The following is a 19,733-nucleotide window of genomic DNA, read 5'->3' on the forward strand; positions in this document are numbered from 1 at the left end:
CTCAGACCGCGTCGGCGACCACCTCGTCGTCGGCGCGGATCGCGACCTTCCTGAGCGCGCCCACGTAGCTGTCGCGCCAGATGCCCACGTCGGTGTCGCGCACCACCTGCATCAGGGCCTCCCACTTTCGGATGCGCTCCTTCAGCGGCATGGTCAGGGCCGTCTTGATCGCTTCCGACAACTCCTCGCGGCTGAAGGGATTGACCAGCAGGGCCTCGCCCATCTGCTCAGCGGCGCCGGCGAAGCGCGACAGGATCAGCACGCCGGGATCGTCGGGGTTCTGGGCCGCGACATATTCCTTGGCCACCAGGTTCATGCCGTCACGAAGGGGCGTGACCAGACCAACCTTGGCCGCACGATAGAGGCCCGCCAACTGGTCCCGGCGGAAGGTGCGGTTCAGGTAGCGGATCGGCTGCCAGTCCATATCAGCATAGGCGCCGTTGATGCGCCCGGCCAGGGCGTCCAGCCGCCCGCGAATGTCCTGATAGGTGTCCACATCGTCGCGAGAGATCGGCGTCACCTGCAGCAAGAAAACCTCGCCGCGCATGGCGGGGTTGTCCTCCAGGAACTGCTCGAAGCCCAGCAGCCGCTGCTCCAGACCCTTGGAGTAGTCCAGCCGATCCACGCCGACGATCATCGAGCGGAAAGCCGCCGAGGCCGCCATCCGGTCATAGGTCTTGCCGCCCAGCACCGAGTCGCGCGCGGCCAAGAAGCCGTCCACGTCGATGCCTATGGGAAAGACCCCGCCCTGAACCCGGCGTCCGAAGGCCTCGATCACATGGTCGGGCGACACCCGCCCCCGCGCCTCGACCTCAACGTAGCGCTCGAACAGGCCCAGCCATTCCTGGGTGTGGAAGCCGATCAGGTCGAAATAGAACATCGACTCCACCAGCCGCCGATGATGCGGCAGGGTCACCAGCAACTGACGCGCCGGCCAGGGCGTGTGCAGGAAGAAGCCGATGCGGTTCTTTACCCCCAGACGGCGCAGGTCCCGCGCCATCGGGATCATGTGATAGTCGTGGATCCAGATGATGTCGTCGGGCTGGATCAGCGGCTGCAGCACCTCGGCGAAGCGGCGATTGGTGCGCTCATAGCCCTCGCCGTAGGACCGCTCATAGGCGGTCAGATCGACCCGGTGATGGAACAGGGGCCACAGGGTCTTGTTGGCGTAGCCGTTGTAATATTCATCGACGTCCTGCGGCTCCAGATCGACGGTGGCGACGGTGACGCCCGCCCGGTCCTCGATGTTCAACTCGCCGGTGAACTGCTCGATCGTCTCGCCGGACCAGCCGAACCACAGGCCGTCGTATTTGCGCAGCGCCGCCGACAGGGCCATGGCCAGGCCGCCGACCGATCCCGAGGCCGGGTCCTTGGGCGCCGAGACGCGGTTGGAGACGACGATCAACCGGCTCATCGGGCGTCCGTCCACGAGCGACTGAGCAGAACCGCGCAGTTGATGATCCCGACCAGGGAATAGGTCTGCGGGTAGTTGCCCCACAGCTCGCCGTCCTGAAGCGCGATGTCCTCGCTGAGCAGGCCCGCATGGGTGCGCCGGCTCAGCATCTCGTCGAAAATGACCCGCGCCTCCTCGGTCCGGCCGTTCAGATGCAGGGCCTCGATGAACCAAAAGGTGCAGAAGTTGAAGGCCGTCTCCGGCTCGCCGAAGTCGTCGGGATGGATGTAGCGGAACAGATAGGGGCCGCGCTTCAGGTCGCGCTCGACGGCCTCGAAGGTCCTGACCTGACGCGGATCGCGGGCGTCGAGGAAGCCCAGGTCGGTCATCTGCAACAGAGAGGCGTCCAGCTCGGTCCCGCCGAAGCTGGCGGCGAAGCGGCCCTCGTCCGGCAGATAGGCCTCGGCCTCGATCCGCGCCCGGATGAGGCGCGCCCGCTCGTCCCACAGCTCGCCGCGTTCAGCGAGCCCCAGATGCCGCGCCGCCTTGGCCAACCGGTCGCAGGCGGCCCAGCACATGACCGAGGAATAGGTGTGAACCCGCGTGATGGTGCGGAACTCCCACAGGCCTGCATCCGTCTGATCGTGCATGGAGAAGGCGCGGTCGCCGACCTTTTCCAGGGCGTGGAAGTCGTCGATCGTGCCGGGCCGCAGCATCCGCTCGTCGAAGAAGGCCTGCACCAGCGGCAGGACGATCTGGCCATAGACATCGTGCTGCAGATGCTCGTGCGCCTGATTGCCGACGCGGACCGGCTTCATGCCGCGATAGCCCTCGACGCTGTCGACCACCCGCTCGCCGATGTCCGCCTCCAGTCCCACGCCATAGACGGGTTGAACATGCCCGCCCTGGGCGTCGTCCACCAGATTGCGCAGGTAGCCGAGGTAGTTCTCGAGGATGTCCACCGCGCCCAGCCGGTTCAGCGCCCGCACCGTATAATAGGCGTCACGCACCCAGCAGAAACGATAGTCCCAGTTGCGCCCGCTCTCGGGGAACTCGGGCACCGAGGTGGTCATGGCGGCCACGATGGCGCCCGTCTCTTCATAGACGCAGAGCTTCAGGGTGATGGCGGCGCGGATCACCGCCTCCTGCCAGTCCAGCGGCACATAGAGGGTCCGCGTCCACAGCTTCCAGTGCTGAATGGTCTGGTCCAGGGCTGCCGAGACGCCTGCCGCAACCGACTGATCATAGCCCTCGTCCGGGCCGAGGAAGAAGGCCAACTCGCCTTCCAGCCGGAAGGTCCGCTCGTTCTGGACATGGGTGACGGGGCAGTTGGTCGTCAGGCGCAGCGTCAGGTCGGTGCACAGATAGCGGATGTGGTTGGAGCCCGAGGTCTGCTGGGCCCGGCGCGCGCCCCAGTCCGCCGAGGGCCGCAGCCGCACGGTGATGCGCGGCGCCCCCGACAGCGGCCGCACCACCCGCGCGAAGGCGATCGGGCGATAGATGCGCGAGTGCTTCAGGTGGCGCGGCGCAAAGTCGAGAATCTCGACCGAGGCCCCGCGTTCGTCGGTCATCACCGTGCGCAGGACGGCGGTGTTGCGCACATAGGCCTGCTCGATCGAGACCATGTCCGTCAGTTCGATGGCCCAGAAGCCGTGTTCGGGATCATCGCCGTCCATCAAGGCGGAAAAGACCGGGTCGCCGTCCACGCGGGGCGCGCAGGCCCAGACGAAGCGGCCCGACCGGTCGATCAGGGCGCTGACCGAGCAGTTGCCGATCGGGGCGAGGTCGAGGTTGGGGCGGCTCATGCGGCGCCTCCTTCAATCTGATCCAGCCAGTCGAGAACGGCGGCGACATCCTCCAACCGATAGCGGGCCGCCGTCGAACGCTCGGGACCGACCAGGACGCCGAACCCGCCCAGGGCCTCGGCCGCCTCGAAACCGTGCTCGTCGGTCAGGTCGTCGCCGACCATGATGGGGACCGCGCCGATGAACGGCGCCTCGGCCATGAAGGCGCTCAGGGCCGCGCCCTTGTCCGTGCCGGGGGTCTTCAGCTCCAGCACCATGGAGCCGGGCTGAAGGGCCAGTCCGGTTTCCTGCGCCAGCGCCGCCGCCAAGGCCAGGGCCTCGGCAGACACGCCGGGCGCCTGGCGGTAGTGCAGGCCCGCCGCCAGGGTCTTGTCCTCGACGATCACCCCCGGCCGGTCAGCGGCGAAGGCGTCGAAGGCGGCGACTGCGCGCCGCACGGCGGGATCGGGGGCGCGGTTGGCGAAGGTGCCGTCGCCGCGTCGTCTTTGCAGGCCGTGCACGCCCGAGGCGGCGCGCGCGGCGCCGTCGCTAATCCGGTCGATTTCGCCCAGGGTCCGCCCGCTGACGATGGCGACGCGCCCGTCCAGCCGATCCGTCAGCCGCCTCAGCACCTCGGTCCGGCGTGCATCCGGCCCTACCGCGTCCGGCGTCGGCGCCAAGGGCGCCAGCACACCGTCCAGATCCAGGAACAGGGCGGGCTTTTGCAGGACGGCGGGCGGTTCGGGCAGGCGTGAGGCGATCGCCCCGGATGCAGACAGCATAAGGTCCGGACTCGTTTCTTGGCTGTTGTCGAGACTGGTCTCAACGCGCAACGACCGGGATGGTTGTCCCCGCAGGTGACAATTCCGCCGCACCCTCGCCATTGTGCGAACAATCCAGATGGGGCAATTCGCGGATGCGCCACGAAGAACCGCCGCAGCGGTCCGGTGTTTCAGGAGCCTGCCCATGCCCAACACGCTTCACTCGTCGCCCGAGCAGATCGCCACGATGACGGACCGAGCGCGCGAGGTCGTGCGGCTGAATATCGAGGCCCTGGAGGCGCTGGAGCGCTCCATCGACGTCTCGATCGCCCGCGCCTGCGACATCATCCTGTCGCGCCCCGGCTATCTGGTCGTGACCGGCATGGGCAAGTCGGGCCACATCGGCGGCAAGATCGCCGCCACCCTGGCCTCGACCGGCACCAACTCCTTCTTCGTCCACCCGGCGGAGATGAGCCACGGCGACCTGGGGATGCTGCGCCCCGACACCACGCTTCTGGCCATCTCCAACTCGGGCGAGAGCCGTGAGCTGCGCGATCCCCTGCTCTACTGCCAGCGCAACGACATCCCGGTCATCGGCATCACCCAGCGCGCCGGCAGCTTCCTCGGTCGCCACTCGGCCGTCAGCCTGACCATGCCCAAGGTGGCCGAGGCCTGCCCCAACGGCCTGGCGCCGACCACCTCGACCCTGATGACCCTGGCCATCGGCGACGCCCTGGCCATGGTGCTGATGGACCGGCGCGGCTTCACGCGGGAGGACTTCGGTCTGCACCACCCTGGCGGCGCTCTGGGCATGAGCCTGCAGAGCGTGCGTGAATGGATGGGCGACAACGCCGCCACCCCCGCCAGCGTGTCGATGGACGCCAGCTTCAGCGACGTGGTCTCAGCCGTCAGCGCCGGTCGCAAGGGCGCGGTCGCCGTGCTGCATGCTGACGGGTCTCTCGCCGGCATGATCACCGACGGCGACATCCGTCGGGCCTTCTCCAGCGACTTCGCCGCCCTCCGCGCCGAAGACATCATGAGCCGAACCCCCATCACCGTAGACCCGGACGCGCGGATGAGCGACGTGGTCGACCTGCTGAGCGCCAACAAGATCGCCAACCTGTTCGTAGTCGAGAACGACCGCCCGGTCGCCATCATCCACATCGCCGAACTGATGCAGGCCGGCTACGTCTCCTGATGACCCAGGACGTCCTCTTCGACGCCAGCCGTCTGCTGAGCCGCACCGACCGCAGCGCGCCGACGGGCGTGGACCGCGTCTGCCTAGCCTATGCGGAATGGCTGGTTGATCATCCCGACTATCGCATGGTGCCAGTCCGGTCGCGGCACGATCAACTGGCCATGGTCGATGACGCCTGGTTCCGCGACTGCATCGTCGACCTGCGCCGACGCTGGTCCGGCCAGTCGACCAGCCGGGCGCTGAACGAAGCCGAGCGCCGTCTGTTCGCCGCTCTTCAAGCCGATCGACCGACTGCCTCGGTCATGAGCGAGGCGCCCGACCCCGATCAGCCGAAACGCAAGAAGGCCCGCGCCTGGAAGCAATATTTCCGCGCCAAGCGCGTCGCCGCGCCGCCGCCCGCCCGCCTCTATTTCAATGTCGGGCACACCAGCCTGAACACCCCCGAAATCCTCGCCGGACTGGGCGCGCAGGGAATTGATCGCGTGGTCATGCTGCATGACCTGATCCCCATCACTCATCCGGAATTCTGTCGCCCCGGAGACGGGGCCAAGCATCGCAGGCGCGTCATCACGGCCCTACGACATGCCTCCCGGATCGTCGTCAATTCCCGCTACACCGCCCATGAGTTGCAGGCCTTCGCCGAACGCGAGCACCTGCCGGCGCCGCCGGTCGAGGTCGCCCACCTCGGGCTGGAACCGATCTTCCTGACACCCGAACCAACCGCCATCCGCCACCCCTACTTCGTTCATGTCGGGACGATCGAAGCGCGCAAGAATCTGGCCTTCCTGCTCACCATCTGGCGCCGGCTTCAGGAGCGCATGGGTGAACAGGCCCCTCGTCTGGTGCTGATCGGTCGCTATGGGTGGGAGAACGAGGCGGTGCTGGACCACCTGCAACGCTCGCCCAACCTTCAAGGCCTGGTGCATCAGGCGGAAAATCTGCCGGACACGGCCCTCGCCGCCCTGATGCAAGGCGCCCAGGCCGTGCTGGCGCCATCCTCAGTTGAAGGATTCGATCTTCCCGCCGTAGAGGCCTGCGCCCTGGGCGTGCCGTTGATCGCTTCAGACATTCCGGCGCACCGCGAGTTGGTGCCCCAGGCCACCCTGATCGACCCTCTGGACGGCCTCGGCTGGCTGGAAGCTCTGGAGACGGCGACCCGGCATCGTCCAGTCGCACCGGCCTATTCCGCGCCGACCTGGCAAGGTCATTTCCGGTCCATCGAGGATCATCTGATGCTTCCACTGGCGGCGAGCGCCGTAGCCGGGTAAGCATTCAGCGATAACTGAAGCAGAGCTGCAATGACCCGTACCGCCGCCAGTCTGATGATCGTCGCTCTTCTTGCCGGCTGCTCGACGCTACCGCGCGACGGGCCGTCCGGAGCCGCGGTCGTCAAGCACGCCAGCAACCCTGAACGTCAGGGCGACTATGCCATCGTGGACCTGGATTTCGCCATGAGCGAACGTCTGAAGGCGGCGCCCGCCCAGTCGTTCAGCACTCTGGCCCTGGCGTCCAGCGAGGCCCCGACCGACATCATCGGCGTCGGCGACACCCTGGCCGTCACCATTTTCGAGCCCAGCGGCTCGCTGTTCGGCGCCAGCTCCGGCAGCAACGTCCAGTCCGGCAACCAGTCGCTGCCCCCGCTGGTGGTGGACCGCAACGGCGCCATCCCCGTGCCCTTCGCCGGCTCGGTCGCCGTCCAGGGCCTGACGCCGGCCCAGGCGTCGGCCGCCGTGCGCCGCGCGCTTATCGGCAAGGTCGGCAACCCCCAGGTCATCGTCACGACCGCTGGCAACACCTCCAACGCCGTCACCGTTCTGGGCGAGGTTCGCAATCCCGGTCGTCAGCCCCTGTCGGCCAATCACGACCGTATCCTGGATGTCATCGCGGCGGCGGGCGGCTCCTCGCGGTCAGTCTATGACGTGAACGTCCGCATCCAACGGGGCGGCCAGACCTATACGGCGCCGATGTCCATCGTCACGACCGAGTTCAACGAGAACGTCCGTCTGCAGCGCGGCGATCAGGTCAACCTGGTCTATCAGCCGCGTCGGTTCAGTTCCTTCGGCGCCTTCAACGCCGTCCGCCGCACCGACCTGCCGCCTGGCCCGCTGACCTTGGCCGAGGCGCTTAGCGGCGTCGGCGGCCTGGATTCCAACCTGGCCGACGCCAAATCGGTGCTGATTTTCCGCTTCGAGCGCCCCGAAGTGGCCCAGGCCCTGGGCGTCCAGCAGCCCGCCACGCCGCGCGGCGTGCCGGTGGTCTATCGTCTGAACCTGAACGAGGGCTCCGGCTTCTTCATCGCCAGCAACGTCCAGATCGAGCCCGACGACATCATTTACGCTCCGCGCTCCGGCGCCGCCGAGGCCCGCAAATTCTTCGAGTTCGTCCAGAGCGTGACGCGCGTCGTCTATGACGTCTCGGTCACCAGCGCGATCAACGTCGACTAGTTGATGCTCGGTCGCTTCGGACGCCGTCGCAAGGAGGCCCCGTCTGCGGAGCGGACACGCGAAGAGACCGAGGCGACGGCGTCGACAGCCGATCTTCTATCGCTGCTTCAGGCCATCGAAGAGACTGCGGGCCAGGTCTATGGTCGACACGGCCTGCCGCAACGTCCGGGGCACTACCGGCGCCCCGCCGACAGCGAGGCTTGGGAACCGCTCGGCGACGCCCTGACCCCTTCCGAGAAATGGGCGCTGATCAACGAATCGCCCGATGGCGGCCGTTGGCGTTATTCCGCCTATGAAGACCTGGGCGCGCACTCCGACATCGCCATCGTGCGCCAGGCCTCGGCGATCCTGGCGGCCTGCCAAGGTCTGCGCCAACGCCTGACCGAACATTCGTTCATCTCGGCTCAGGACCTGGCGGACTCCATCCGCCTGGGCGAGGCCTGGCACAGTCTAGTCGAGGAGGCATCTCATGATAATGCGCCCTCTCCGCCCCTGAAGTTCTTGCCGCCCCAAGACGCAGACTGATTTCGGCGCTGATCCGGGACCAAACAACTAAGCAAGTCCGGACTGTCGGCAATGGCGAAGCGACCGGAAGCCTCCTCAGAAGTCGAAATCGATCTGCCCCGGATGAACCTGCAGGAGCCTCCGGCGACGCTGCACCCGCTCTGTCGCCAGAGGCTCCTGCATAGTGGATGCCGGGGGCTGTAATGTGCCGGACAACCCCTTCGGCTTCTGCTTGCGCGGCATGCCGCACGGACGCACAGCGACCGGCGTGCGGAGTGACCTGGAGCTGCGCGTCTTCTTCCACGCCGTGAGCTCGCTTTCCCACCAGCCTACCCGCCCGGGCGATAAGGCGACCGACTTAGGGAAAGTTCCGGCTCGTTGCAGCCGCCAAGCCGTCGAACGACTGAGTCCGGTCAGGTCGTGGACACGTGACCAGCTCAGCAAACGGTCATCCCGCCCGCCGACCTCGATCAGAGGTTTCTCGATCGGATCAGACAAGGCGTCTGGCCTCCGCCGCTGCGGGGGCGCTCCAGTGTCCTTCTGAAGTCTCGGACACGACCGACTTTCGCAGAACCTTAACCGGCGAAGTTTCCGCCTTCGACGTCGCTTTCGACAAGTTCGACTTCTTTCTCGGGCGTGCTCTCGGCCGCCCTCGAGCCGGCTTCCCGGGGGTGTGCGGGCCGTGCGGCGCCAGCAGAAGCTCCTCGCAGGCCCGCGCCGTCATCCAGGCTAGGACCACTCCTTCCGGCCAGCCGACCCGGCCACGCGATATCCGCACCGGCTGGGGAAACAGGCCGTCGCGGCGCATGCGCCACACCGTGCTGGCCGGCCGTCCCGTCGCCGCACGAAAGGCTTCTTCGGTCAGGAGCCGGCGCTCGACCGGACCCGGCCCTGCAGGAGGCGGCGGATCAACCATGGCGCCGCGAACGGGCGGCGGCGGGCGCGCCCTGCCGCACCTCGCCTATCTGGTCCCGCGCCCAGAGCGACAGCAGGCTCCGCGGGTAGTAGGGCCGAGACCTCACATGCCGGCAAGGGGGCCCCTTGGCGCCCGTCGACCACAGCCGGGCGAGGGTGGCCGGCCGCATGGGCAGACCCAGGGCGGTCAGGAAGGCCGAGGCCTCGGCCCGGGTCAGGAGGTCGTCTCCGCCCTCCAGACCCAGCTCAAGCAGGCGTTCGCCGCGTATCATGGCGCCCTCCCCGGCCGGCAGTCCGCCCGGCTGCGCACCGGCCGGCCCGCCACCCGCGCCAGGAAACAGTCCAGGACCGAGACGACGTAGGCTTCGGTTTCGGCGATCCGCGGCACCCCGCCGGCCTTTTCCACGCGACCGGGTCCTGCGTTGAAAGCCGCCAGCGACAGTCTGAGATCCTGAAACCGCCTGATCTGGGCGGCGAGATAGGCGGCCCCGCCCATGAGGTTTTCGGCGGGGTCGAACCGATCCTTTACGCCGAGATCCGCCGCCGTGCCGGGCATGAGCTGGGTGAGCCCAGCCGCCCCCGCGCTGGAAACGGCGTCGGCGCGCCAGGCGGATTCGACCTGGACCAGGGCGTCGAGCAGGCGGGCGTCGAGGCCGTGCCGCTCCGCCGCGGCCCGGATGAGATCGGCATAGGGTCCGTCGGCAGCCGCGCCTGGATCCTGCTCGTCTCCCTCCCGCTCCACCTCTTGGATCACCTCCCCGGGAAAGAGCGCACCGCCCGCCCGCGACCAGTCCGCCGTCTGCTCCGCGGACTGGGCCTGGGCGTGGGCCGCCCCGCACAGGAGGGCCATACCCGCCAGGCTCGCCAGCATCCCCCTCACCATGATCGCACCAGTCGGTAGGGGCCTTCCAGCGCGGCCGTGGACACCGGCCCGAAGCTGCGGCTGTCGAAGCTGCGGGCGGTCTCGCCCAGGACCAGCCATTGATCCGGGCCCAGTCGCCGGCATCCGGTCCAGACGCGGGAAGCGTCCTGCAAAGGCGGAATGTCGAGGACGAGCCCGTCCACCGCCACGAGCCCTGTCTCACGGGCGCAGACCTCGGCGCCCGGCGCTGCCGCGATGCGCTTCAGAAGCCGCTGCCCCGGGGGATAGCCCAGGGCGAGAAGACGGGGGCCCGCCGAGGCCGGCGGGATCACGGCCACCACAGCGCCAGGGCTGAAGGCCGCCCCCGAGGTCCGGCGGTAGAGGCCGCGCGGCAGGCTGTGGGATTCGTTGATCAGCAGGAGGGGAGCGGCGGAACGCGCGTCCGCGACCCGGAAAAGGCCGACCACCATCAGGCCAAGAGCCCCCGCGATGAGGATCCGCCCCTTCATGGCGCGTAGGCCTCCAGGACCAGATCGCGCGTGAGCAGGACGCGAACGGCCGACCCCGGCTCGACCCGCACGACCGGCCGCACCTGTAGTTCCCGATCAACGAGGCGCCCGCCGACCTGGGCGCCCTCGATGGCCGCGGCGTTCCCCGCGTCCGCCATCCATGAACCGCCCCGGTCCCGCGCCCGGTCCCGCGCCGCCTGGCCCAGGGTGGTGATCGCTCCCGCCGCCAGCACCCCGGTCGCCAGGGCGCCCAGCCGACGGTCTGTCCGGCCGGGAAGACCCACGGCGCCCTGGGCGTCTACGCCCGGCTCATCGCCTAGCCCGATGCTCTTGCCGCTGGGCAGGATCAGTCGCGTCCAGGTCAGGAAGGCGCGCCGGTCGCCATGAAGTCCGGCGCCCTCGTGTCTGCCGATCAGGCGACTGCCCTGGGGAACCAGAAGATGACGCCCGGCCACCGTGTCGAACAGGTCGCGGGTCACGACCGCCGTGACCGGTCCCGGTCGGCTGGTGTCCACGGCCGTCAGCAGAAGGGCCGGAATGACGTCGCCCGCCTTGAGCTCGAAAGGAGAGGCGGGCGGGATGAGCCCGCTGCGATCCGCTGGCGACGGCGCGTCGACGACCGGCTGCGGCGTCGGAGATTCTCCCCGACTCGGAGAGGCGAAGAAGAGATCGGAGCGGGCCGCCGCGAGACGCGCCTCGCCCCGACCCGAGCGCCCCGGGGCCGCAGACGTTCGCGCGCTGGACCGGTCCGTCGGCCCGGCGCGCGCCTCTTCCCTCACGACGACCTGGCGATCCTCGGCCGACCGCGGCTCAGGCAGGCGGTCATAGGTGGCGGGCTGGCCCGTCACGGCCTCTGCAGGCATCACATCCCCCCTCGCCTGGTCTCCGGTCTCCGCCTGCCGTCGTGTCTGCTCCGCCTCGCGGAGTTCGGGCTGGACCACAAAAGCCCAGGCCAGGGCGCCGGACAGGACCAGGGCCGCCCCACCGACGACGATCCGGACCGCGCCCGCCCTCAGACGCACCGCGCGCGGCCGGGGCGCCCGGCCGTCCAGGCCTGCCGCCGGTTGCTTGGCCCCGGCCGCGGGGTCGCCAGCGGCGGAGGCCGGACCTGGCTGGTCGAAATCCGTCATGGCCGGTCCTCCGCCAGTCGCTCTACCTTCACGCCTCTGGCCTGCCCCTCCATGCGCAGCTCGGCGCGGTCGAGAAGGCCGTCCATGACCAGCATGCCGTTCGCCTGGCGGTAGCCGGTCATCTGTCGGCCGCCGTCGGCGCCCAGGGCGAAGAGCGCCGGCGCCGACCCTGTGCGGGCGGAGGCCGGCAGGACGAGAAAGGTCCGCCGTCCGTCGTCGAACACCGCCGTCGGGGCCCAGGACGGCGGTCGGCGACCGGCGTCGATGCGATAGCGGGCGTTGAACGTCTCCTGCGCCGCCGCCTCCCCGGCGCCCTGATCCCCGGCGTCCGCGATCTCCGCTGTGGACGGCGCCTGTTCAGGCGGCGGCACGCCGTCATCCTCCCAGGCCACCTCGCTGTTGAAGCTCGCCGGTCCGCCGCTGCGAAGCGACACCTGGTAGAGCCCCCGGCTGGTGGTCAGGACGAGGTTGGTCGCCAGACCGCGTTCGAGCGGCTTCAACAGGACATGGACCCGCGCGGTCGCCCCCTCGCCAGACCGGGCCTCCCCCACCTGCCAGCGCAGCGTATCGCCCGCCGCCTTGGACAGGAGGGTTTCTCCCGGCGCCAGGGTGAGGGTGGTGACGCGCAGGGGCGCCGTCCACACCTCATAGACCCGACCCGGCCGCCGCTCGAAGACCTGGGCCCCGCCGACGAAACGGTCGGCCTCGGACCGGGTGCGCGCCGCGAGGTTCGCGGCCGCGACGGCGGGCGCCCCCTCGCCGGCGACCGCCGGACGACCGACAGGCGATGCGGACGACGGCCGCCAGGGTCGCGCCGTCGAGGTCTCGGCCTCGACCCCGGCTTCAATCCCGACCTCGACCTCCGCCGAGGCCTCGATCACGGCCGCCTCCGCCACGACGGGCGCTGACGCGAGGGGCGGGGCGATCTCCGCAGGCGCCGGAATCCTGTTCCCGGCGGCGGCGCAACCGCCCGCCAGCAGGGTCATGGCGCAGGCGATCAGGAGGCGTCGGGTGTCCATGATACGTCCTCGATCTTCAGTCCAAGGGGGTTCTTCATCAGCTCGGCCTCGGTGCGCGGCGCCTGTCGGCCCGTTGTGATCAGGGCCCGCCAGCGCTCGGCGCCCGCGTTCTGTCCGTTGAGGTAGCGGGTCTCCCGCCACTGCAGGTCATAGGTGCGCCCGGTGCGCCTCACGACGTTGAGGACCTCCACCGTCACGGCCTCACGGCCGGCCTCGGCGAAGGGGTCGTGAGCCTGAGCCCAGGCGTTGAGGAAGGCGGCGGCCCGCGGCGACAACAGGTCATAGGCCCTCAGCCAGTTCTGGCGGATGACGATGGGATCCATGCTCTTGGAGCGGACGTCGCGCACCCAGCCTGCGAGGGCGTGGCCGATCTGGGCGTCGGTCGGTTCGTAACGGCCGTCGAGCGCCGTGATCTTCTGGGTCTCGCCCCATTCCGAGACCTCCACCACGAAGGGGCGGACCACCGCCCGGTCCGCCTGCACCCACCACCCCGCGCCGAGGAAGGCGGCCAGGGCCAGGTTGGCGACGGCCATCAGGGTCTCCAGCTCGAAGGTGTCGAAGGGGCTGTCGCCCTGCCCCGTCTCCACGCCGTCGAGCAGGTCGCCGTGCGGCCCCCTCAGGGTCAGGGGCTCGAGCGCCGCCGCCAAAGCCGGGTGCTGCACCAGGGCGTGGAAGACGGTCAGGGTGCGCTGGTCGACCGGGGCGGCGGCCATGGCGCCGAGCGCCGACCAGATGGCGTCCCGGACTTCGGGCACGGCCTCCAGGCCGGCGTGACGGGCGCAGTCGGCCAGCCACTCCGCCGCCCAGGCCCGTTCGCCCGCCTCGTCGATCCGCGCCAGAGGCTGAAGCCGCACGTCCCCGCCGGGGCCCAGGCTGCGCCATCGCCCGCCTGCCGCGAGTGTGGCGGCCCGGGCCGACCGCCCCTTGTCGAAGAAAACCACCCGGGCCCCGGGATAGCGAAACCACTGCAGGGCGAGGAAGGCCAGGAGCACGCTCTTGCCGGCCCCGGTCGGCCCCACCACCATGGCGTGGCCGACGTCGCCGACATGGAGGACGAGGCGAAACGGGGTGGAGCCGAGGGTGCGGGCCACCGCCAGGGGCGGCCCCTCGAGCGCGGCGTCGCCTTCCGGCCCGGCCCAGACGGCCGACACCGGCAGGAGGTCGGCCAGGTTGAGGCTGGAGATCATGGGCCGCCGCACGTCGGCATAGGGTTCGCCCGGGATCGACCCCAGCCAGGCCTCGACGGCGTTGAGGTCCTCGACCCTCGCCACCAGGCCCTGGGCGTTGAGCGCCGCCTCGACCGCCCGCGCCCGCGCCTCCGCCCTGTCGGCGGTTTCGCCGAGGACGCTGACGGTCAGGCTGAGATAGCCGTAGGCGCAGGCGTCGGCGCCGAGGGCGGCCAGGGCGGCGTCGCACTCCCCGGTCTTGCCGATCGAATCCGTGTCGAGGAGGGGCGTCTCCTCCTTGGTGATGGCCTCGCGCAGCAGTACCCCGAGGCCCTTGCGCTTGGCGAACCAGCGCTTGCGCATCCGCACGATCTCCAGTTCCGCGCCGGTCTTGTCGAGGGCGATCCACCGCGCCGTCCAGCGATAGGGAAAAGGCAGGGCGCCGAGACTGTCGAGCAGGCCGGGACGGGTGGTCGCCGGCAATCCGCGCACCGAGACCACCTTCAGCCACCGGCTCCCCAGTCGCGGCTCTGTCCCCCCGGTCAGGGCGGCGTCCGCCAGCAGGACGTCGAGAAACATCGGCGTGTCCGGAGGCCGCACGGTCATGGCCATGGGCGAGACGCAGGCGTGGAGCCAGGTCAGAAGCCCCTGGTCGTCCAGCCGCTCGATCTCGGGCAGGGCGCCCGCGAGAAGATCGAAGGTCGCCTCGACCTCCCGCTCGAAGAGGGCGAGCGTCTGGCGCCAGTCAGCCCCCGTGCGCGACAGGCCGTCGAACAGCCAGCGCTCCAGGCGGCGCGTCTCGTCCCCCGGCGGCAGCCAGGTCAGGGCCAGGCGGAAGTCGGTCTCGAAGGCGGGGTCCGCGCTTTCGAAGCCTTCCCGCCGCTCGGCGTCCGCCAGCCAGGCGACGTCGATCGAAAAGGCGCTTTCCGGATAGGCCGCCGCCGATCGCCGGCTGGCCTCCACGTGGAGGCACCAGCCGTCTCCCAGGCGACGCAGGGCGTTGTTGAGCCGGGCGCGGACCGCCATCAGTTCGGTCTCCGACGCCGATTCCAGATCCGGTCCCCTGAAGCGGAAGCCCGTGGTGAAGGCGCCGTCCTTGTTCAGGACCACGCCCGGCGCGACCAGGGCGGCCCAGGGCAGGTGGTCGGCGAGGGCGGCGGGCCTGCGGCGATGTTCGTCGAGAAAGCGCATCCCGCCCTCAGGCGTCCAGGTGGCCGGGACGCGCGAGATGACGCCGCAGCACTTCGAAGAAACGACGGTCATGGCGCGCAGCCCACAGGCCCACGGCGTGGGCCGCGGCCCACCAGAGCAGCCCGAGCCACCAGATGCGCAGGGCCAGGCCCAGCACCATGGCGATGGTGCCCATGACCACGGCGTAGTCGCGGGGCATGCCGGCCATCAGGACGGGTTCGGTCAGGGCCTGGGCGACCGGCAGGTCCCAGCCTTCCGGGCGGGTCTCGATCTCTGCGGACATCAGCCGATCTCCAGGCCGCCGGCGAAGCCGAAGAAGTCGAGGAAGAAGGTCGATGCAGCGAAGGCGATGCAGAGGCCGAACAGGATGCTGAGCGCCCGCCGCATGGAGGAGCCGTTCTCGCTCATGGCCACGCCGGCTCCGAAGACGACCACCGCCACCACGGCGGCGGCCTGGACCACGGGGCCGGTGATGGAGGTCACGACCTGCTGCAGCGGCCCCTCCCAGGGCATGCCCGATCCGCCGGCCCAGGCGGGCCGGGCCGCTGCGGCAAGGCTCGCCGCGACTGTGACCCGAAGAACAACTGAAACAGAACAACGCATGACGAATGTCCTTTGCTTTCGCGATGACCCGAAAGGTCTCGAACAAAGCCAAGCAAACTTACCCACAGGACGTCAATAGTTATTCACAAGACTGTGTATTGACTTGGATTAGACTTATAATGACTTGAAATAGATTCGCTTCAGATTCGATGTTGCGCTTTGTTTTTCAACACTCTCACGACCCGATCGACTTGCGTCGACTTGCGGGCGACTTGTTTCAACACCCTCATCCGACTTGCAGGCGCCCCGCAAAACGCGCGTCAGCGAGGCGGCAGGACTGTAAATGGCAAGGTCCGACATCGGCGCCCGCTCGCAGCACGGACGACCTTGCCCCCCGCACACCTCTCAAAACGAGCATGGCCGGACGCGACCGACGCGACCCCTCAGGCCACCTGAAGCAGGCGCACCCCGTGCTCGCCGGTCGAGGCCTCGCCCGGCTCCACTGCGACCATCCCCTCGACGCGACGCCCCGTGGCGGTCCTGCGGACATGGACGATGAGATCCACCGCCTGGACGATCAGCCGGGTCGGGGCCTGGCTGACCACCTCGCCGAGCAGGTCCTCCAGCCGTCTCACCACGTCCTGGGCCGAATTGGCGTGCACCGTGGACAGGCCTCCCGGATGGCCGGTGTTCCAGCTCTTGAGCATCTCCAGAGCCGCCGCCCCGTCCCGCACCTCGCCGATGATGATGCGGTCCGGCCGCATCCGCAGGGCGTCCCGCACCAGGTCGGCGACCCCGATCACGCGGGGCCGTCGGCGCGTCAGAACGGACACCAGGTCCCAGGCCGCGCACTGCAGCTCCGGCGTGTCCTCGATCAGGAAGACCCGATCCTCGGCAAAGGCCGGCTCGGCCAGGACAGCGTTGGCGAGAGTGGTCTTGCCGGACCCCGTTCCGCCCGAGATCAGGATGTTGCGCCGGTCGACGGCCGCGTCCCTCAGGGCCTCGGCCTGGGCCGGCGACATGACGCCGCCCCGGACATAGTCGTCCAGCCGCCAGATGAGCGCCGGTCGTTTGCGGATCGACCAGGCCGGTCCGGTGGAGACCGGCGGCAGGACCGCCTGGAAGCGCTCGCCGCCGCCCGGCAGCACGCCGGACACACGGGGGTCGGCGGCGTCCACCACCTCCCCGACATGGTCGGCGACCAGTCGCACGGCCCGGTCCCGATCCCCGGCGGACAGCCGCACGCCTGTGTCAAACCGCCCCCGCTGCAGATGGTCGACGACCAGCCGTCCGTCGGGATTGGCGAGGATCTCGACCACCTGGGGATCCGCCAGCGCCGCCAGCGCCGCCTCGCCCAGGGCGTGCCGCAGGGCCTCCAGCCGCCGCGTTCCGGCCAGGGGCGGCTCAAGGCTCACGCCTCCGGTCCGGTCATGCCGTCGGACGCCGGCCGTCCCATGACGATCCGGCGGGCGGCGTCGTCCAGCAGGCGGTCGATGCGTCTTTCCACCGCCGCCTGCACCGTCGGGTCCGAGTCGGTCGGCGTATCCGGCAGGCGCAGGAAGAAGGCGCGGGCCACCTCGACCAGAAGCTCCTGGACGATCTGCATGTCCCGCGCAGTCGCGCGCATATGATCCCGCAACGAACGCTCCAGGGTTTCGAGACGATCCTCGGGATCCGCCCGCGGATTAAGCTGGAGACCCCGGGCGATGGCGCGGCCGGCCGCCTGGCTGAGGGGCATCCGGTTCGCCCGCGCCTCGCGCGTGAGGCCCGTCACCACCCTCGGGTCATTGAGATAGACCTGCACCCTGAAGGTCTCGACCGACTTGCGCATCAGGCTCCGCCTCCCTGCAGCTGATCGAGCGCGGCCTCCTGGGCCGACATTTCACGCAGGATACGGTCGTAGGCGCGCGCGGCCTGCTCGGCCGCCTTTCGCTCGTCGATCGCCCCCGCCACCTCCTTGAACAGGGGGAGGGCCGCGCCCCCGTCCCGCCCCAGGCTCCTGCGTCCGGCCCAGGGGTGGGGCGGCGGCGGCGGCGCATCGAGACCCCGGGCCTGATCAGGCGCGACCAAGCGCGCCCGGCTGCGGAAGGGCTCTCTGTGGTCATAGCGGATCTTGCGCGTCCGCAGAGGCTTGCGGCCCGCCACAAAGACAAGCTGCTCCTCATCCGGCAGTGCCCGCACCTCGCCGGGCTCCAGCAGGGGCCGCTCCACCTCGCCGCGGGAGACGGAGGCGCGTCCCGCCGACAGGCCGGCGGGCGCGGAGCGGCTGGTGCGGACCTCGGTCACGCTCCCCGTCAGGCGCGACACCTTCTCCTGCGTCACCGGGTCGAGGGCCGAGAAGGCCGTGTAGACGGCGCAGTTGTCGAGCAGGGTGTTGTGGACGCCGTAGGTCTCCACAATATCGTTCAGCGACTGGGCGACGAAGAGGGTCTTGACTCCGTAGCCGCTCAGCAGCCGCAGCGCCTTTTCGAAGAAGGCCAGGCGTCCCAGCAAGGGAAACTCGTCCATCAGCATCAGCAGGGGCCGTCGCTTGGGACGGCCGGCGGCGTCCTCGCGTTCGCGGGCCGTCAGCGACTGCGCCGCCGCATGGAAGAGCAGCCGCACGAAGGGCCTGAGCGCGGCGGCGTCGGCGGGCGCCACCTGGATATAGAGGGAGACGGGCGCCTCGGCGCACATGAGGTCCCCCATGGCGAAGTCCGAGGCCGAAAGCACGTGCTCGAGATCCTCGCCGGCCAGCCATTTGAGGTAGGACCGGGCCGTCCCCTGGACCGAGGTGCGGAAACGATCATGCATGGCGGCGTAGCCGGTCACGGCCGTCAGGATGAAGGGGTGGGTGCGCGGCGCGCCGTCCTCGCCGCGAAAGTGGAGAGTCCGGCGCATGGTTTCAGCGGAGCGGTCGAGGTCGGCCAGAAGTTCGCGCACCTTGAGCAGGGTCTTGTCGGCGTCTTCTGCGACGTGGAGCACGTGCAGGATCACCGCCTCCAGGATTTCCGAAGCCGCCTTGTCCCAGATGGCCTCCTCGTCCCGCGCGCCTCCCGGATCGGAGAGGATGGCGACCAGTCGCTGCACCTGGGCGAGTTCGCCGGGGCCGGGGCGGATCTCCGCCAGGGGGTTCCACCGGGCCGAAGCCGGGTCGCGGGGGTCCAGCCGCATGACGTGGGAGAAGCCCGCGCGCCAGCCCGCCGTCAGGGTCCAGAGTTCGCTCTTGGGATCATGGACCAGGACGCTGTCGGTCCAGGACAGAAGGGTCGGCGCCACATGGCCGCGCCCCTTGCCGCTGCGGGTGCCCCCGGTCACCAGGGTCGGACGCAGGTCGTCGCTGGTGAGGAGGCGGCCGCGCAGGCTTCCCACCACCACGCCCCGCCCGTTCAGCAGGCCCGCGCGCCTCGCCTCCGCCAGGCCGCCCCACCCTCGTCGCCGCGCTGGCCGCCTCGCCGGTCTCGTCGCCAGCAGCAGTCCGCCGGCCAGGCCGAGAAGCACAAGCCCTCCCGCCCTGGACAGGGCGGGGCCGGCCTCCGCCGCGTGGCGTTTGGCCCAGATCAGGATCGACCAGGGCGGGTAGAGGGCGACGTCCGGCCCAAGCCCCCAAGTCAATCCGAGGCCGGGCCCCAGGGCGGCGTCGAACCGGTAAAGCCAGGCGAAATACTGGGTCGCGCCCTGGAGGCCCGCCGCCAGTCCCAGAAGGAGGAAGGCCGCCCGCCAGGTCATGTCCCTGCCTCGGGGGCGCCGTCGCTCTCCGCGCTCAGGGCCAGCATGGGCGCGGCCAGGATACGCCGTTCATGATAGGTCTCGATGGCCGCCGCGGAGGCCCCCGCCGGCAGGGCCAGCAAGGTTTCGGCCTCCGCCTCCACATCAGCAAAGAGCCGGGTCTCGGCCGCCGCAAAACGGACCAGACGGCCCTGCACGGCCTCGAAGACGGCGTGCAGGGACGCATCCCCTAGGGCGCGGACCCGCCATCGCCAGGTCGCCAGCAGACGATCGGCGGCCCTGCCCCCGGCGATCAGGCCCTCCGGGGGCGGCGCAATGGGCGGCCCCTCGGTCTGCAGCAGGCAGAGCCGGCGCATGGCGTACTGGCGGGCGATCAGGGCCGGCTCCAGCCGCGGCGCGAAGAAGCCGCCCGCGCCGCCGCGCTCGACCAGCCCCTCGCCGCCCAGCCAGCAGAGGGCTTCGCGCACCGGCGTGGTCGACAGGCCCAAGCCGCGCGCCTCGTCCGCGATGACGATGGGACGGCCGGCCGCGAAACGGCCCAGCGTCAGCCCTTGGCGAAGGGCCTCCAGGGCCTGCTGAAAAGGATCTCGGGTACGGATCACGCGC

The 19,733-nt window shown here is 69.9% G+C and carries 21 protein-coding genes; 4 read left to right on the top strand and 17 right to left on the bottom strand.

Going from position 1 to position 19,733, the window contains the following annotated elements:
- Position 1: 1 nt before the first annotated feature.
- The 3 genes from ACR9FL_RS15180 to otsB are packed head-to-tail and all read right to left on the bottom strand — an operon-like array spanning position 2 to position 3,959.
- The gene (locus tag ACR9FL_RS15180; protein ID WP_436356203.1) at positions 2-1,414 is read right to left on the bottom strand and encodes an alpha,alpha-trehalose-phosphate synthase (UDP-forming); all 1,413 of its coding nucleotides are present in this window, start codon (positions 1,412-1,414) and stop codon (positions 2-4) included.
- Positions 1,411-3,198, bottom strand: coding sequence for a glycoside hydrolase family 15 protein (locus ACR9FL_RS15185; protein WP_436356204.1), 1,788 nt, complete (start codon positions 3,196-3,198; stop codon positions 1,411-1,413). The genes ACR9FL_RS15180 and ACR9FL_RS15185 overlap by 4 nt, the downstream gene beginning before the upstream one ends.
- Complete coding sequence (otsB, locus tag ACR9FL_RS15190) at positions 3,195-3,959, bottom strand: trehalose-phosphatase (protein ID WP_436356205.1); 765 nt, start codon at positions 3,957-3,959, stop codon at positions 3,195-3,197. Before otsB ends, ACR9FL_RS15185 begins: the two co-directional genes overlap by 4 nt.
- A gap of 184 nt (positions 3,960-4,143) precedes the next feature.
- Here otsB and ACR9FL_RS15195 point away from each other — a divergent pair, with 184 nt between their 5' ends.
- From ACR9FL_RS15195 to ACR9FL_RS15210, 4 genes are read left to right on the top strand one after another with little or no spacing between them, the layout of a single operon-like run.
- Positions 4,144-5,136 (top strand): KpsF/GutQ family sugar-phosphate isomerase, encoded by a 993-nt coding sequence (locus ACR9FL_RS15195; RefSeq protein WP_436356206.1) that lies wholly within the window; start codon positions 4,144-4,146, stop codon positions 5,134-5,136.
- The gene (locus ACR9FL_RS15200; protein ID WP_436356207.1) at positions 5,136-6,404 is read left to right on the top strand and encodes a glycosyltransferase family 4 protein; all 1,269 of its coding nucleotides are present in this window, start codon (positions 5,136-5,138) and stop codon (positions 6,402-6,404) included. Before ACR9FL_RS15195 ends, ACR9FL_RS15200 begins: the two co-directional genes overlap by 1 nt.
- 30 nt (positions 6,405-6,434) lie before the next feature.
- Complete coding sequence (locus tag ACR9FL_RS15205; RefSeq protein ID WP_436356208.1) at positions 6,435-7,580, top strand: polysaccharide biosynthesis/export family protein; 1,146 nt, start codon at positions 6,435-6,437, stop codon at positions 7,578-7,580.
- A 3-nt stretch (positions 7,581-7,583) separates the two neighbouring features.
- A complete protein-coding gene (locus ACR9FL_RS15210; RefSeq protein ID WP_436356209.1) occupies positions 7,584-8,105 on the top strand; it encodes a hypothetical protein in 522 nt (173 codons plus the stop codon).
- A 75-nt stretch (positions 8,106-8,180) separates the two neighbouring features.
- Here the strand turns inward: ACR9FL_RS15210 and ACR9FL_RS15215 are convergent, their stop codons facing one another.
- From ACR9FL_RS15215 to ACR9FL_RS15280, 14 genes are all read right to left on the bottom strand, one after another.
- On the bottom strand, positions 8,181-8,582 hold the full coding sequence (locus tag ACR9FL_RS15215; RefSeq protein WP_436356210.1) for a helix-turn-helix transcriptional regulator: 402 nt from the start codon (positions 8,580-8,582) through the stop codon (positions 8,181-8,183).
- Entirely contained in the window at positions 8,575-9,000 is a 426-nt protein-coding gene (locus ACR9FL_RS15220; RefSeq protein WP_436356211.1) for a helix-turn-helix transcriptional regulator, read from the bottom strand. Before ACR9FL_RS15220 ends, ACR9FL_RS15215 begins: the two co-directional genes overlap by 8 nt.
- A complete protein-coding gene (locus ACR9FL_RS15225; protein ID WP_436356212.1) occupies positions 8,993-9,271 on the bottom strand; it encodes a hypothetical protein in 279 nt (92 codons plus the stop codon). Before ACR9FL_RS15225 ends, ACR9FL_RS15220 begins: the two co-directional genes overlap by 8 nt.
- A complete protein-coding gene (locus ACR9FL_RS15230; protein ID WP_436356213.1) occupies positions 9,268-9,870 on the bottom strand; it encodes a lytic transglycosylase domain-containing protein in 603 nt (200 codons plus the stop codon). Before ACR9FL_RS15230 ends, ACR9FL_RS15225 begins: the two co-directional genes overlap by 4 nt.
- Before the next feature lie 5 nt (positions 9,871-9,875).
- Entirely contained in the window at positions 9,876-10,370 is a 495-nt protein-coding gene (locus tag ACR9FL_RS15235) for a S26 family signal peptidase (RefSeq protein WP_436356214.1), read from the bottom strand.
- A complete protein-coding gene (locus ACR9FL_RS15240) occupies positions 10,367-11,500 on the bottom strand; it encodes a TrbI/VirB10 family protein (protein ID WP_436356215.1) in 1,134 nt (377 codons plus the stop codon). Before ACR9FL_RS15240 ends, ACR9FL_RS15235 begins: the two co-directional genes overlap by 4 nt.
- Positions 11,497-12,519, bottom strand: a complete 1,023-nt coding sequence (locus ACR9FL_RS15245) for a TrbG/VirB9 family P-type conjugative transfer protein (RefSeq protein WP_436356216.1) — start codon at positions 12,517-12,519, stop codon at positions 11,497-11,499. Before ACR9FL_RS15245 ends, ACR9FL_RS15240 begins: the two co-directional genes overlap by 4 nt.
- Entirely contained in the window at positions 12,498-14,948 is a 2,451-nt protein-coding gene (gene trbF / locus ACR9FL_RS15250; protein ID WP_436356217.1) for a conjugal transfer protein TrbF, read from the bottom strand. Before trbF ends, ACR9FL_RS15245 begins: the two co-directional genes overlap by 22 nt.
- The gene (locus ACR9FL_RS15255; RefSeq protein WP_436356218.1) at positions 14,884-15,159 is read right to left on the bottom strand and encodes a VirB3 family type IV secretion system protein; all 276 of its coding nucleotides are present in this window, start codon (positions 15,157-15,159) and stop codon (positions 14,884-14,886) included. Before ACR9FL_RS15255 ends, trbF begins: the two co-directional genes overlap by 65 nt.
- The gene (locus tag ACR9FL_RS15260; RefSeq protein ID WP_436356219.1) at positions 15,159-15,479 is read right to left on the bottom strand and encodes a TrbC/VirB2 family protein; all 321 of its coding nucleotides are present in this window, start codon (positions 15,477-15,479) and stop codon (positions 15,159-15,161) included. Before ACR9FL_RS15260 ends, ACR9FL_RS15255 begins: the two co-directional genes overlap by 1 nt.
- 383 nt (positions 15,480-15,862) lie before the next feature.
- Positions 15,863-16,834, bottom strand: coding sequence for a P-type conjugative transfer ATPase TrbB (gene trbB, locus ACR9FL_RS15265; protein WP_436356220.1), 972 nt, complete (start codon positions 16,832-16,834; stop codon positions 15,863-15,865).
- A complete protein-coding gene (locus ACR9FL_RS15270) occupies positions 16,831-17,250 on the bottom strand; it encodes a hypothetical protein (RefSeq protein ID WP_436356221.1) in 420 nt (139 codons plus the stop codon). The genes trbB and ACR9FL_RS15270 overlap by 4 nt, the downstream gene beginning before the upstream one ends.
- Positions 17,250-19,127, bottom strand: a complete 1,878-nt coding sequence (locus ACR9FL_RS15275) for a type IV secretory system conjugative DNA transfer family protein (RefSeq protein WP_436356222.1) — start codon at positions 19,125-19,127, stop codon at positions 17,250-17,252. The genes ACR9FL_RS15270 and ACR9FL_RS15275 overlap by 1 nt, the downstream gene beginning before the upstream one ends.
- On the bottom strand, positions 19,124-19,729 hold the full coding sequence (locus ACR9FL_RS15280; RefSeq protein ID WP_436356223.1) for a GntR family transcriptional regulator: 606 nt from the start codon (positions 19,727-19,729) through the stop codon (positions 19,124-19,126). Before ACR9FL_RS15280 ends, ACR9FL_RS15275 begins: the two co-directional genes overlap by 4 nt.
- Positions 19,730-19,733 lie beyond the last annotated feature (4 nt).

Origin of the sequence: Brevundimonas sp. CEF1, assembly GCF_051353055.1 — a bacterium.
Taxonomy (GTDB): Bacteria; Pseudomonadota; Alphaproteobacteria; order Caulobacterales; family Caulobacteraceae; genus Brevundimonas.